This is a genomic window from Microcystis aeruginosa NIES-4325, assembly GCF_008974145.1.
In the GTDB taxonomy this organism is placed as follows: Bacteria; Cyanobacteriota; Cyanobacteriia; order Cyanobacteriales; family Microcystaceae; genus Microcystis; species Microcystis aeruginosa_G.
Genome location: NZ_BJKP01000035.1, coordinates 1 through 14,270, shown reverse-complemented (window position 1 = coordinate 14,270; position 14,270 = coordinate 1). Strand labels below are relative to the sequence as shown.

The window sequence follows — 14,270 nt, the reverse complement described above, 5'->3', positions numbered from 1 at the left end:
AATCACAAAAACTTAAACATATACCCAGACTTTGCCAAAAAAATGGAAATCGCTCGGCGCGGCATCAAAAAATATCGTAACGCCCTGATTGACCTCGCCAAGTCACCAAACTGCTCAGGCGATCTATATCCCATGATCTCGATATCAGACGATTCGCTAAACTAAACATAACTCCCTTGCCCATAGATTTACCATGCAAGCGATCGAATTTAAAACCATCCTAAAAAACGGCATAGTTACCATTCCCGCCGAATATTCTTCTGAATGGGAAGGTAAACAGATCCGCGTCATCATCTTAGAAGATAGCAATACTGACACTTTGCGAGAAACAACTATTTCCCTATTTGAGCAAAATAAAATCAGTCTAGGGACAGCAAGGGAAATATTGGGAATAAATCAGATTCAAATGCAGAGATTGCTGTCAGAGCGTGACATTTGATGAGTAGAAAACGGATTTCTCCGAGAAACCCGTTTTCTGTGCGTTACTCAACGGATTTAGTATAAGACATTTAACCCCGTTCTCCATAGATACTTTCTCGGCTAATATCTTGATCAGATAATTGGGGAAAATTCTTATCTCTATGACTTTCTGCCCATTCTTCAAAAGCTTTTATCCATTCTTCAGGGGTAGCCGTTTGACAAAAAGATAATTTTTGATAGTCTTTTATTGCTTCTATTGCTCCATTAGATGTTAATTCTCTTTCTAGTTGTTGTTTTTCTTCTTCAGAAAGGGATCTAATAATTTGTGCTAAAGTTTTAACCAGTTGGTTGTTCATATCCGTTAATGCTTAAATATTTTTTATGTATAATAACCTATTATAGCGTTTCTCATAAGTGGCTAGGTGTTAAAAATTATCAGATGCCCCCCTTATTAAGGGGGGACTAAAGGGGGATCGGCACCCCCCTTATCAAGGGGGGAAGGGGGGATCGAACCTAAAATCCATTTTAAATTTAATTATAACCAGCTACTTATCAGAGAAGTACAATTTAACCCTGTTCCCTGTTCCCTCAAGAAGATTTAGACGAAAAACCTCATAAATACAGTTAAATAAAGGTTATCTGGTCATGAACAAAACACCTCAACCTATCAAACTCGATGAGCGCAACGGGGTCGAAAAGCCCTTACTTGATCAACTGTACGGTTTAGATTGGGAAATATTGGATTTAGACAAAAAACAAAAACCACAGGATACTTTTAGAGAAAGCTTTACCGAGGTGGTAATGCTGCCAGTGCTGCGAGAACAGCTTACAATCATCAACCCCTGGCTAGAAACCGACCAAATAGAAGAAGCCATCAAACAACTCACCGCCAACTTCCCCAGCACCAACCTACTGGAAAATAACCGCCACGTCTTTAAACTGCTTCAGGAGAATACGAGCGTCTCAGAGAACCGTAAAACAGGCGAAAAAAGCCCCACCGTCAGGTTTATCGACTTTGACCACCCAACTAACAACCGCTTCATCGCCGTTTGCCAGTTTAAGGTGCGGATTCTAGGCACAGAAAACCACATCATCCCCGATATTGTCCTCTTCCTCAATGGGCTGCCAGTGGTGGTCATTGAATGCAAATCTCCCAAAGTCAAAGAACCCATTGCCGAGGCGATCGAGCAACTCCTCCGCTACAGCGAACAGCGCGGCGCTAAGGGCGAGGGAAATGTCCCCCTCTTCTTCTATAACCAGTTTGTCGTAGCTACCTGCCGCAATCAGGCAAAATTTGGCACTATTACCACCCACACCGAAAAATACTTCTTCCGTTGGGCTGACCCCTATCCCCGCACCCTAGAAGAACTAGAACACGGTATTAGCTCCCCCAATGACCAGCAGCGACTGGTGGCGGGAATGTTTGCCCCCGATAACCTCCTAGAGATTATTCGCAACTTCACCCTTTTCTCCATCAACAACAAGGGAGAAACCATCAAAATCGTCGGGCGTTATCAGCAGTTTCGTGCCGTCAAGAAAGCCGTGGAGCGTCTCCTAGAGGGCAAAACCCCCCGGGAGCGCAGCGGCATCATCTGGCATACCCAGGGGTCAGGTAAGTCCCTTACCATGATGTTTATGGTGCGGGCCATGTACCGCCATAACAACCTTTCCCAGTGGAAAGTGGTATTTATCACCGATCGCACCCAACTAGAGCAGCAACTCGCCGAGACCGGTCAAAGTGTTGGCTTTACCGTTAAGCCCGCCAATAGCATCGCCAAACTGAAGGAACTACTTCGCAGCGACTCCTCGGATCTGGTCATGGCCATGATCCACAAATTCCAAGAGCGGGAACTGCGGGAGACCTTCCCGGAGCTAAACCGGAGCAGCAACATCCTGGTGATGACCGATGAGGCCCACCGCTCCCAGTACAGCCTGCTGGGGACAAACCTCGACAAAGCTCTCCCCTACGCTTCCCGTATTGGCTACACCGGCACCCCCATCGACAAAACTGAGAAAGTTTTCGGGGACTACATCGACAAGTACACCATGGGCCAGTCCATCGAGGACGGCGTAACCCTAGAAATTGTTTACACCGGGCGCACTCATAACGCCGAGGTGTCTGATCAGACAGCTATGGATGCGGCTTTTGCCGATGTCTTCAGTGAGTACAACCTGCAAGAGCGGCTGCAGATTTTGGGCTATGGTTCGCGGGATGCCTACCTAGAAGCCCATCCCACCATCGCCGCCAAAGCCAAGGATATGGTGCAGCACTATCTCCAGTGCATCTTTCCCAACGGCTACAAGGCCCAGGTGGTGGCGACTTCCCGGGAGGCGGCGGTGCGGTACAAAGAGCATTTAGATGCTGCCCTGGCCGAGGAGATTGCCAAATTGGAGCAGGGGAATCCCCACCGGCTTAACCTCGATCGCCTGAAACGACTTAAGACCGATGTGGTCATCTCCGGCAGTCATAACGACCTACCCCACCTCAAGCAATACAGCAACTCCACCCGCCACGATACTACTATTAAAAGCTTTAAACTGCCCTTTGACGCAAGGGATGAGGGGATTACTGGAGATGTGGGCATTGTCATCGTCAATAATATGCTACTGACTGGCTTTGATGCCCCAGTAGAGCAGGTGATGTATCTCGATAGGGTCATCCAGGCCCACAACCTCTTACAGGCGATCGCCCGTGTCAACCGAGTCGGCGGTGCGGACAAGGATAAAGGCTTTGTCGTGGACTATGTGGGCATCGGCCACCACTTGAAGCAAGCCATTGATAACTATGACGAGCGAGAGCAGCAAGAAATCGAGGAAACCTTAAGTTTTCCCGAGGACGAGATCCGTCAGCTTGAGGATGACCACCGGGCAATCCTTGCACTCTTGAAGCAACATGGACTCACCGACCTGAACGATCAAGATGCCTTTTTCGACCTCTTCTATGACGAGGATGTGCGATTCGAGTTCATGCTGGCCTTCAAGAAGCTGACCCGCAGCCTTAACTTGGTCTATCCCGCCAAGGAGGCCTTGAACTACATGAGAGACTACCAATCTCTCACCGCAGTGAATGTACTAGCGGGGAAGCACTTCCGCGACGAGCGCCTGAGTATGAAGGGAATCCCACCCAAGCTGCGGGCCCTGACCGACCAGTATCTGCAATCAAGGGGAATCGACGAGAAAGTTAAACCGATCTCGATCTTGGATAAGGACTTTGAGAGCCATGTCCAGAAACACCAGCGAGTCAAAACAAAGGCCGCCGCAATCGAACACGCTCTCCGCCACTATATCGAGATCGATCTGGTGGACGATCCCGAACTGCAAGCCTCCTTTTCTGAAGCACTGAGAGCCATCTTCGAGGAGTTTAAAGACAATTGGGACAAGATTTACCAAGAACTGGAAAAACTACGCCAGAAGGCGAGAGAAGCAAAAAATGAGCCTACCTACGGACTGGACAGGAAAAAGCAGCTGCCCTTCTTTCGGATGTTCAAACGGGAGTGTTTTGGAGAAGCGGCATTAACTGACGATATGGTTTCTCAGATGGTCGCTCTCACTCAACAGGTATTTACCGTTGTTGAGCAGGAGTTACAATTAACTAGCTTTTGGGAGAGCATTCCCGCTCGCAAGAAACTTAAGGCAGAGATTCAAAAAGTGTTACTCTCTGCCGACTTTTACCAAATTCCCCATCTTATGGACAATCGAGAACAGATTATCTCGCGGGTGATGGAAATAGCAGAGAAAAATAACGACCGAATTTTTTAGGCTGAATCGAGTAAAATTGAGCGACTTTTAATATGAAACTTGACTATAAAATCATTTATTCTTCTAGTCGTAAGACCCTGACCATTACCGTGGAACGTGATCGCTCGATCGTGGTCAGAGCGCCTACTGGTACTCATCCCGATAAGATCCAGCAAATAGTAGAGTCACGCAAGCAGTGGCTCTATGAAAAAATTCACCACGAGCAGAAGTATCAAGTCCCACTTCATCCTCCGGGTAAGGAACTGGTTAATGGCGAGTCGCTTCTTTATTTAGGGCGCTCCTATCGTTTAGAATTGGTTGATGATGAGACAGAAATAAAGTTTATTAACAATCGCTTTCGAGTACCAAAGACACTAACAGAGAATGACGGCGAGATTTTTCAAGATTGGTACATTCAGAAGGCAAAAGAGAAGATACTTCCTCGTGTCAACCTTTATGCTAAAAAGCTTGGTGTCAGGTTTAATCAGGCTAAAATTACCGACAGCAAATATCGCTGGGGTTCTTGTACACCCCAAGACAATGTTAACTTGAACTGGCGATTGATCAAAGCCCCGATGTTCGTAATTGATTATGTGATAGTTCATGAGTTAGCGCATCTGATTGAATCGAACCACACTCCACGATTTTGGCAGATTATCAGGTCGCAAATTGCTACTATGGAGAAGGCCAAGCAATGGCTTAAAGAACACGGTCAGATGTTGGAACAGTCACTCTAATTATCGTCCGGGGTTTGACTCGGTGTCAAAAAAAGTTTCAGCTAATTTAATTAAAATGGTTTGATTAATCTTACCCTGGGGACTTTTTGGTATCTCTGGTAATTTTATCCAATGTTTCGGCAGTTTATAATTGACTAATTTATCTTTAATCTGGGATTGAATACTTGTCTGGTTTATCTGAGAGTTAACGGGGACATAAAAAGCGACAATTACCTGTCCCCATCGAGAATCTGGCAACCCTAAAACCACCACATCTTTAACTAAATTAGTTTGTCTAATGGCAGTTTCTACCTCAAAAGGATAAACATTTTCTCCTCCGGTAATTATTTTTTGACTATCGCGGCCAATGATATATAAATAACCACTTTCATCCAAGTAACCTAAATCATCAGTCTCGAAGTAGCTTGCTTGATTAAGATGGGGATAATAGCCTAAAAATAAAGATTTCGCTTCAATAATAATTTTCTGGTTATCGGGATTAATTTTTATCTGAGCATGGGGTAATAGCTGTCCACTACTATTATTGCCTCGTCGAAAATCTTCTGGTTTAAGGGTGACAATTTGTGAGGCAGTTTCCGTCATTCCATAGGTGGGAGATAGGGAAATATTATATTCTCTAGCTTTTTCTAGTAAAGATGGCCATGCAGGAGAACCTCCTAGGAAAACTGTTTTAAAATTGGCTAACCAGCGAGGATCATTTTCTAGAAAAAATTGTAATTGACTGGGAACTAAAGAGATAAAATAATCTTGAAGATTGAGATTATTTATGCGCTTTTGTTTGATTTTATGGTAAGGAATAAGAGCAAAATCTCCCGCCGTTAAAAAACTTCTCAGAAACTGCATTAAACCACTAACATGATATAAAGGCAGTAGGCAAAAACAGTTAACCTGCTTGACTTGAAAATATTCAGAGAAACCTTTAACAGAAGCAGTTAAAGTTAACCAGTTATGGATAGCAAAGCGAATTTTTCCCGATGTTCCCCCTGTGGGTATCATCAGAGAATTAGTCAAAGGATTAACAGGAGAAGAATTATAGTTAAAAACCTCGATATTTTCGCCAAAAATATAATCGGGTTGCATCAGAGAGAAAACCTGTTGCCATTCGTTAGTTTTCCAGTCAGGATTAGCTAAAAATAGGCAACTTTTTGACCTGACGGCAGCCAAGAATATCGCTAAGAATTTAAGGGGATTGCCTTCAGCAAGCAGTATAGTTAATCGAGGATTATCTGCGGCGATAAATTGCTGAGAATAGGACTGATATAATTGATAAAATTTCTGGCTATTGTATCCATATAACCAATCTTTTTGACTGAGATATGCTAATTGTTTGCTGATGTCGTCCACAGTTTTTCTAACCAATCGGGTTCACTATTATTAAACCATTGTTGCACACCAAAACCTAAAGCTCGCTCCTTTCTGGGGTATTCTTGTGCTAGACGTAAAGCGGATTTTCTGCCGATATTAGTTTCTAAAACCGAGGAAAATACTAAATCTAAGGGATATTTTTCCCAGAGATTTCTTAACCCTTGTATTGAACCAGTAATAGCAGGTTTAATCACAAAAATTCCTCGCCATCCCCGTTGATAACATTCCTCTATTTGTCGAAGATTGGCCACCGATTCATCTAAAGCAATCCCCGTGGTAAAATCTTGACTTAATTGCAACATTTCCTCTAATTGAGACGGGGGTAAAGGTTGTTCGATAAATTCAATTATTTTAGATTCATCGGCAATTTTTAACCAGATTTTACTGTCAGTAATACTTAATCCCCCATTGGCATCTAAACGCAATTTAATGTTCCTGGGTAATCGATCAATTAATTTTTCAAATAAGTTTAACTCCTGCTTGAGAGAATTAACTGCAATTTTCCATTTATAAGTATTAGTTTGATTAGCGGCTAAAATATCATCCAGACAGGGAAATACTGCCGCACCAGTGGGTAATAAATAACTATAATTTCTCGGTTCTAATTCTCTTGATTGATTCTCTATATTTAAATCTTCTAAAGCTGATTCAAAGGCAAATTGACAAGCGGGAAATTGTTCGGGAATAGAAAAAATTGAAGTTATTGATAGGGGATTTTCGAGACTTTGACAGAATAATATTGCTGCCGATAATGTTTCCGAACCAAATTCAGGTAAAGGAGCAATTTCTCCCCATCCTATACGTCCATCTTCCGCTTCTAAGCGAATAATAATTCCTTCCCTAATTTCCCATAGTCCGTGATGGGTTTGTAGGGGACGCAGCAAAGGACGCTGATAAACACGAAATTGCCAGAAATACATGATTAACTATAAGTAGTAGTGAAAAGCTTAACATGAGCAGGCGTTGGGTTTCATGTTTCAAACCAACCTACGTTCTTTATAGAGTTTGTCAGCGAAACGTTTTTTTTCTTAAAGTCCAGAAAACGGGTTTCTTCGAGAAACCCGTTTTCTAGGTGACTTATTACCCCCTGGAATGCTCCCTAAAGCTGGTAAAGTGCCAGTAAATCCGCTTGCCCTGAGCTACGTCGAAGGGCAGTGATATTTATTAATAAATCATGGCTGGATTGGAAGCCAGCCATGCCACCATTAATCAGAAACGGCAATGAGGCCTGCGGGCCGACAAATGACGGTGATTCGCACTTAGAAAAAGACAACCACCGGCAACTCCCAGAGGAAATGGCTTGTCAGACCAGACCCTGACGATTAACCAATAAAATTAAACGCCAAAATCCCATCATTAAAGTCGTTATCACTGATATTGGGTAAGTTCCCCGGTAAATCCTCAAAGCCAAAGATATTATTCCCCCTTGACCGTAAATGTTCCGCCCCATCGGGATTTGCCGACCCAAAGGAGAAGTAGGCCACCTCATGACTCATATAGTTTTCTAGGGTAGCCGCCACGTTATCGGGATTCTTGGTCAAAAATGCCTGAACACTCCCTTGCAGACTTTCTCCCAGATTGCCGCCATTGGCAATGACAAAAGGTGCGTAGCGTCGCCCCCCTTCCAACAACACATCTCCAAATTCAGCGGCGGTGGTGCTTTGGTTTGCCCCTTCCCCACTGGCCCGCAAAAAGAAGTTATTCACTGCTTGACTTAAGGCACTACGGGCATAACCCGCTTGACCCGGTTGAATTAACTCTGTCACGTTGCCATCTCCATCTAAATCGAGGCTGTCAAAAACGGCTCCGTTGTCATCCGCCACTGGATAGAGACCGACAACGTTATTGAAGAAAGCTCCCGTCTGTTGGAGTCCCTCCTCAATGGCTGTGACCTGTATGCTACCGGGCAAGTCACTGAAGTTGAAAACCAGAGAACCTTGTCCATTACCCGTATCTTTAAATTGGATGATTTGGGGATTAACGGCTTGGTCGGGTAGATTGGTAATTTCTAAGCTGAAATTAACCGTTGCGTCTGGCGTGGCATTGGGAGCCGGTTTGAGGGTAGTATCCGTTACCGCCACCGTCAGATTATAGAGGGATTGGGCTTCAAAATCGGCCTTACCGATGAAGAATAATTCCCGGCCACGAATCTGGAAACTGCTCTGATCATTGCCCAACAAAGAAAGGCTATTTGTCCCCAAGGCATCATCGCTGATCTGAATATCGGCAACTTTTACACCTTGACTGGTATCGGTATTTTCAGCGATCGTATTGGTACTATTGGCAAGAATTAGGGCTGTGGGAGCTTCATTGACATCGGTGATGTTTAAAGTTAAGGTTTGGGTGAGATCGGGGGTGACACCAACGGTTGGATCATCGACATTAACAGTGACTTCGTAACTATTTTGGGCTTCAAAATTAGGGGTAAAACCGACATAGAAAAGGGACGAATTCCGAATTAAGAAGCGCTCGCTATCCCGTCCCGTGAGGAAGAGATTATTGGTTCCTAAACCATCATCTTCAATCAGGAGATCGGCGACTTTAAATTCTGGTGTGACATTGACATTTTCAGCTAACTCGGTGACAGCATTTTGGAAAATTAGGGCTGTGGGAGCTTGATTACTAGGAGTTTCATTAACATCATTGACAGTAATTGTCAAGGTTTTCTCAAAACTTAGTCCCCCTTGGTCGGTGGTTTTTACCCGAATACTGTAACTATTCTTGGTTTCAAAATCGGGGGAATTATTAATCTGTAATTGATTCCCTACAATCGAGAAGGCTGAGTTATCTGTATCTCCTGTTCCTGCTATTAAACTATAGGTAAAGGTATCCCCAGCATTGGGGTCTGTGGAAGAAAATGTCCCAATCACCGTATTGGCAGAGACATTTTCATCTACGGTAGTGGCACTTAAAAGTAAATCTGTTGGTGTTTCATTAACATTATTGACAGTAATCGTTAGGACTTTTTCAAATTCTAGTCCCCCTTGGTCGGTGGTTTTTACTCGAATACTGTAACTATTCTTGGTTTCAAAATCTGGGGAATTATTAATCTGTAATTGATTCCCTACAATCGAGAAGGCTGAGTTATCTGTATCTCCTGTTCCTGCAACTAAGCTATAGGTAAAGCTATTACCAGTATCGGGGTCTGTGCTGGAAAATGTTCCTATCACTGTATTAACAGGGACATTTTCATTTACTGTGGTCGCACTTAAGACTAAATCTGCGGGTGTTTCATTGACATTATTTACCACAATTGTCAAGGTTTTCTCAAATTCTAGTCCCCCTTGGTCGGTGGTTTTTACCCGAATACTGTAACTATTCTTGGTTTCAAAATCTGGGGAATTATTAATCTGTAATTGATTCCCTACAATCGAGAATGCTGTATTATCTGTATCTCCTGTTCCTGCTATTAAACTATAGGTAAAGGTATTCCCAGTATCGGGGTCTGTGCTGGAAAATGTTCCTATCACTGTGTTAACAGGGACATTTTCATTTACTGTGGTTGCACTTAATGCTAAATCCGTCGGAGCTTGATTACTAGGAGTTTCATTATTAGTATCGGTAATGATTCCCACAACTGCGTCAGTCGTACCTACTGTATAACCCGTCCCAGAAGCAAGGTTTAAAGTTACGGTTTCATCATCTTCAACATTTGTATCAGTAGTAGGGTCTATTGTTACAGTCGCAGTATCTGAACCAGCAGCGAAAGTAACTGTTCCTGTTGTACTTGTAAAACTTGCTGCACCAGTTTGAGTGTAATCTGTATTAAGGGTAGCTGTCCCCCCGACTGTGTAATTGACTGTTAAAGCATTTGTTGTTACACCAGTACGAGTGAAGGTATAAACCAGATTTGTTGTCCCATCTTCAGTTACGCTTGCGGGAGAAACCGCAAGAGTGACACTGATATTATCACCATCATCATTAGTAATTGTTCCTAATCCTTGATTATCTGTAATCAGCGCATTGCTAGGATTAGAAAGGTTAATCAAGAAAGTCTCATCCGGTTCAATTGCAGTATCACCATTGACGGAAATAATAATATCTTGGCTGATTTGTCCGGGGGTAAAGGTGAGAGTCCCTGTTTTGGCTGTATAGTCACTTCCTGCTGTTGCTGTGTCATCAGCAGTGGCATAATTTACGGTAATTGTTTGGGTACTTGTGGTTGACAATGTAACTTTAAATATCAGGTTATTTGTTCCTGAATTGTTTTCTACAATTGTCGGATTTGAGATAGTCAAGAATGGTTTATCCCAATCGGCTGCTGTCCAGGTAGTTGTTGCTTGCCAAGTTTGGGGTGTCCATTCATCAATACTTTTCCAAGCATCTGCTGACCATTTAGTTGTAGCTTGCCAAGCGTTATCTCCCCAATCAGGTATGGCATCCCAAAAGTTATCAATTGTCTGTGATGCTGTAGCTGTTGTTGCTATTTCATAGCTATTTGTGTCGAGAAAAGATGATGCAAGCGTTTGCGTTGAATTGCTTTGATTTGCAGTTGATGGAGATAAACCAAGAATCTTTTTAGACTGTCCAATAATCGCATCCCACGCATCTGAAGTCCAAGATTTAGCTGCATTGTAAGCGGATTTTACTGCATCGGATATATTTCCAATACTATCAATGGCAATTCCAATTGCTTTTCGATTCAGTTCAACGGTTCCACGATAAGTTAAAGCAGCACCCAGAATTGGACGTATTGCAGCAACGGCTGCTTGAAGAGCAAAATAATCAGCATCAGGTAAATATGTAAACCAGTAACTACTTAAATCAGTAGTATTTCCGTTGGCAACTTTCCGGGTTAAATCTGTCGGCTTTGACAAATTAGTTCTTGTAATAGTTTGATTTAAGACGGGAACTGAATGTTTTTCAAAAGTAATTGCAGATGTTAGTTTTGAATATTTTTCTAAGTTCCAGACTCCACTCAGATATTTTGAACCTGCAATGCTAACCAAATCGGCCGAAGTTATGTAATGAGTGACACCTAAGTTATTAGTAGCGTTAAAATTAATGCCGGGTTGTTGAGAAATACCCGGACTATTGAAAGTAACAATCTTTCCGAGTTGTCCTGTATAACTACCCCCTACCTACTGACTTAATGCACCGCCTAAACTATGACCTGTAATATTAGGTTTTAGAGTCAATCCGCTTACGGGATTAGTTACTTCTGAAAGCCATTGATTGACTGCGGCTTTATTGTTAGTAAATTGATTATAGCCAACTCCTTCGGTTTCAGTATCACTTAATAAATCTTTACCAGATGAGAATACAGTACCCCGAATGGCTAAAACAGGAGGTTTAGCAAGGTCATAAATTGTGCCATCAGTGAAGGTATAGGATTGATTGGCGCTGGTGAGTTGGTTGATTAGATTCTGTCCAGCAGTATAGGCGGCGGTATTGTTACCGCCTGAAGTATTGGCAATATCTTGCAGTAAGTTATTGCTATTGGATGTAAATTCATTGGCATTAAGGGGATTGGCTAAAACCAGAAAGAATTTTTCATCAGAAGTTAAACCAAAAGCATCAAATCCTGTGCTAGAATCTTTGAAAACTTTATTGATACGATAGCCTTCGTAACCCAGGTCACTATAGTCATAGATCTTATCTACTTCTTTGCCTTTGTCCGTATCTGTCCAATTACGATAAGCGGTGTCTCTAGCCAAAATCTCAAAGGTTTGGTCGGTAGGAGGCGCACTTCCTAAAACAGTAATTTCTATTTGTTTACTGGTTTGTCCTGGGAAAAAGGAGAGGGTTTGTTTGACAACATTGTTAAAATCTTTTAATTGGTTAGGGTCTATTGAATTGGCACTTCCATCAAGGGTATAGTAATCAACGGTTATGGGTTTATCATAAGCTGAGGACAGTTTAACCTCGAAAATAACCTTCCCTGTGGGAGCATCAAACCGCGCATTACTGACTGATATCGTTGGTTTAGGTGGAGAATCAGGTGTGGGTGGGAGTGCTGTGTAAGTGGCATCATCATATATATTTGGATATTTTGGATCTATTTTGTTATTAGAGTTATATTCTGTAGATTTTCCGTTTGAGTCCATATACCAAACTTGGTTCGCAGTATGTCCACTAATAATACTATTTGAACTCCATGTACCCCTATTGTAAATACCACCACCTAAGTTGGCATTATTGTTAGTAAGAATGTTATTCGTTAATGTTAATGTTCCGAGCTGAAAGTTAAAAATCCCCCCCCCAGCATCAGCAGTATTACCTGTTATTGTACTGTTGGTTAATATTAATGTTCCCCAGTTGTTTTCAATTCCCCCTCCAAGAAAAGTAGCAGTATTACCTGTTATTGTACTGTTGGTTAATGTTAATGTTCCCCCCAAGCTCCAGCTACTAATTCCCCCTCCAGAACCAGTAGCCGTATTACCAGATATTGTACTGTTGGTTAATGTTCCAGTTCCATTGTTGTCAATTCCTCCTCCAGAACCATAATAACCAGTAGCCGTATTACCAGATATTGTACTGTTGGTTAATGTTAATGTTCCGAACTGGGAGTTGTCAATTCCACCTCCCTGATAAGCAGTATTACCAGATATTGTACTGTTGGTTATTATTCCGAACGAGGAGTTGGAAATTCCTCCTCCAACATTAGCCGTATTACCAGATATTGTACTGTCGGTTAATGTTAATGTTCCATAGTAGCTGGAAATTCCCCCTCCAGAATAAGTAGCCGTATTGCCAGATATTGTACTGTTGGTTATTGTTAATGTTCCCCAAGAGTTGCCAATTCCCCCTCCCGTATTACCAGATATTGTACTGTTGGTTATTGTTAATGTTCCCCAAGAGTTGCCAATTCCCCCTCCCGTATTACCAGATATTGTACTGTTGGTTAATGTTAATGTGCCAAAATAGTTGCCAATTCCCCCTCCCGTATTACCAGATATTGTACTGTTGGTTAATGTTAATGTTCCCCCGTAGTCGTTGTAAATTCCCCCTCCTGCTTTGTTGCTGATATAGAGATTATTTAATGTAACTCCAAGTTTACTAGAGTTGTATATAATAGAATTATTATCATTTTGTCCAGAGATAGGACTAGCATTATTAACAATAGAAGCTAGTGCTGTTCCATCAGTTTCAATGGTAATCGTACCTACCGTACTCAAACTGCGATCGCCTGTTGTCGTATCATTAACATAAGTTAAAGCATAAGTCGTTCCTGATTTCAGCTTAATAATATAGGGAGTATTAGGACTTTTATTAGCAATTGCCACAGCATCCCGCAAAGATAAACCACTCCCAATAGTGGCACTACCATCATTCTCATCTATAGTAGTATTGACAATTAAAGTAATTGGTGCTGTTTGTTCAACCCCTATAAATTGTCCCCCTAAATCAATAACAGTACGATCATCTTCTGCTTGAATATAAGTTAACTCAGCCTCAGTTAAATTAACCCCTCTCACCAGATGAGAAAATAATTCTCCCTCATCCCCCACCGTATCCACCCTATTAATTTGAGCATCCAAAAAATGCCCAATTTCTTCTAAAATCACCGTAACCAAAGCATCTAAACTAGCAGAAGCAAAAAAGCTTTCAGATAGATATATCTTATTGGTGCTAATCCCATAAGCGCCATTTGCACTACCTAAAACACTGCTGTTGACAACCTCAATCTCAGGAAGTTGACTAAAATTTCGGCTTTGCCACTGCTGTCGTAATTGCGTCGCTTTAACCACATCATAACTTGTCCCAAAAGCGGTTTCTAAATTCGCCCAAAAGCCATCAGATTGAGCAAAATCGAACAAAACATCGTAAACGGCAGGAAGAATCGGCAACAGGGTAGAAGTCATGACATTAACTGCAAAGGTTTATTGCTAACAGTTTTAGCCTAACAATTGCCAATTTTTCAAGGGTGCTGTAACAAAAATTATAGTCATTTCAAATAAGTATGATACAAGTAAAAAATAGGGTAAAATAAGGAAAAACAAGCAACCCATACAGAAAAATGTCCTATAGCCTAGACTTGAGAAAAAAAGTAATTGATTATGTAGAGAA

At 42.1% G+C, this 14,270-nt stretch carries 9 protein-coding genes; 3 read left to right on the top strand and 6 right to left on the bottom strand.

Features of this window, described 5'->3' with window-relative positions; all coding sequences use genetic code 11:
- The first annotated feature begins 193 nt into the window (after positions 1 to 193).
- A complete protein-coding gene (locus MiAbW_RS15965) occupies positions 194 to 439 on the top strand; it encodes a UPF0175 family protein (protein ID WP_002779979.1) in 246 nt (81 codons plus the stop codon).
- 70 nt (positions 440 to 509) lie between these two features.
- On the opposite strand, the gene MiAbW_RS15960 is transcribed toward MiAbW_RS15965, so the two are convergent.
- Positions 510 to 776: a hypothetical protein gene (locus tag MiAbW_RS15960; RefSeq protein WP_151696896.1), complete on the bottom strand. Its 267-nt coding sequence runs from the start codon at positions 774 to 776 to the stop codon at positions 510 to 512.
- Between the two features lie 289 nt (positions 777 to 1,065).
- On the opposite strand from MiAbW_RS15960, the gene MiAbW_RS15955 reads away from it, so the two are divergent.
- Both MiAbW_RS15955 and MiAbW_RS15950 read left to right on the top strand, forming a co-directional pair.
- Positions 1,066 to 4,179, top strand: a complete 3,114-nt coding sequence (locus MiAbW_RS15955; RefSeq protein ID WP_151696895.1) for a type I restriction endonuclease subunit R — start codon at positions 1,066 to 1,068, stop codon at positions 4,177 to 4,179.
- Between the two features lie 32 nt (positions 4,180 to 4,211).
- Positions 4,212 to 4,895: a M48 family metallopeptidase gene (locus MiAbW_RS15950; RefSeq protein WP_151696894.1), complete on the top strand. Its 684-nt coding sequence runs from the start codon at positions 4,212 to 4,214 to the stop codon at positions 4,893 to 4,895.
- Here MiAbW_RS15950 and MiAbW_RS15945 read toward each other — a convergent pair whose 3' ends face one another.
- The 5 genes from MiAbW_RS15945 to MiAbW_RS20230 all read right to left on the bottom strand — a co-directional run bounded on the left by MiAbW_RS15945 (position 4,896) and on the right by MiAbW_RS20230 (position 14,065).
- Positions 4,896 to 6,239 (bottom strand): 2-succinylbenzoate--CoA ligase, encoded by a 1,344-nt coding sequence (locus MiAbW_RS15945; protein WP_151696911.1) that lies wholly within the window; start codon positions 6,237 to 6,239, stop codon positions 4,896 to 4,898. It lies immediately after the preceding gene.
- Entirely contained in the window at positions 6,215 to 7,180 is a 966-nt protein-coding gene (locus tag MiAbW_RS15940; RefSeq protein ID WP_151696893.1) for an o-succinylbenzoate synthase, read from the bottom strand. Before MiAbW_RS15940 ends, MiAbW_RS15945 begins: the two co-directional genes overlap by 25 nt.
- Before the next feature lie 179 nt (positions 7,181 to 7,359).
- A complete protein-coding gene (locus tag MiAbW_RS20735) occupies positions 7,360 to 7,458 on the bottom strand; it encodes a hypothetical protein (RefSeq protein WP_373996367.1) in 99 nt (32 codons plus the stop codon).
- A gap of 124 nt (positions 7,459 to 7,582) precedes the next feature.
- Positions 7,583 to 11,077, bottom strand: a complete 3,495-nt coding sequence (locus tag MiAbW_RS20235; RefSeq protein WP_238707315.1) for a Calx-beta domain-containing protein — start codon at positions 11,075 to 11,077, stop codon at positions 7,583 to 7,585.
- Positions 11,078 to 11,341: 264 nt separating this feature from the next.
- Positions 11,342 to 14,065 (bottom strand): beta strand repeat-containing protein, encoded by a 2,724-nt coding sequence (locus MiAbW_RS20230; RefSeq protein ID WP_238707314.1) that lies wholly within the window; start codon positions 14,063 to 14,065, stop codon positions 11,342 to 11,344.
- Positions 14,066 to 14,270 lie beyond the last annotated feature (205 nt).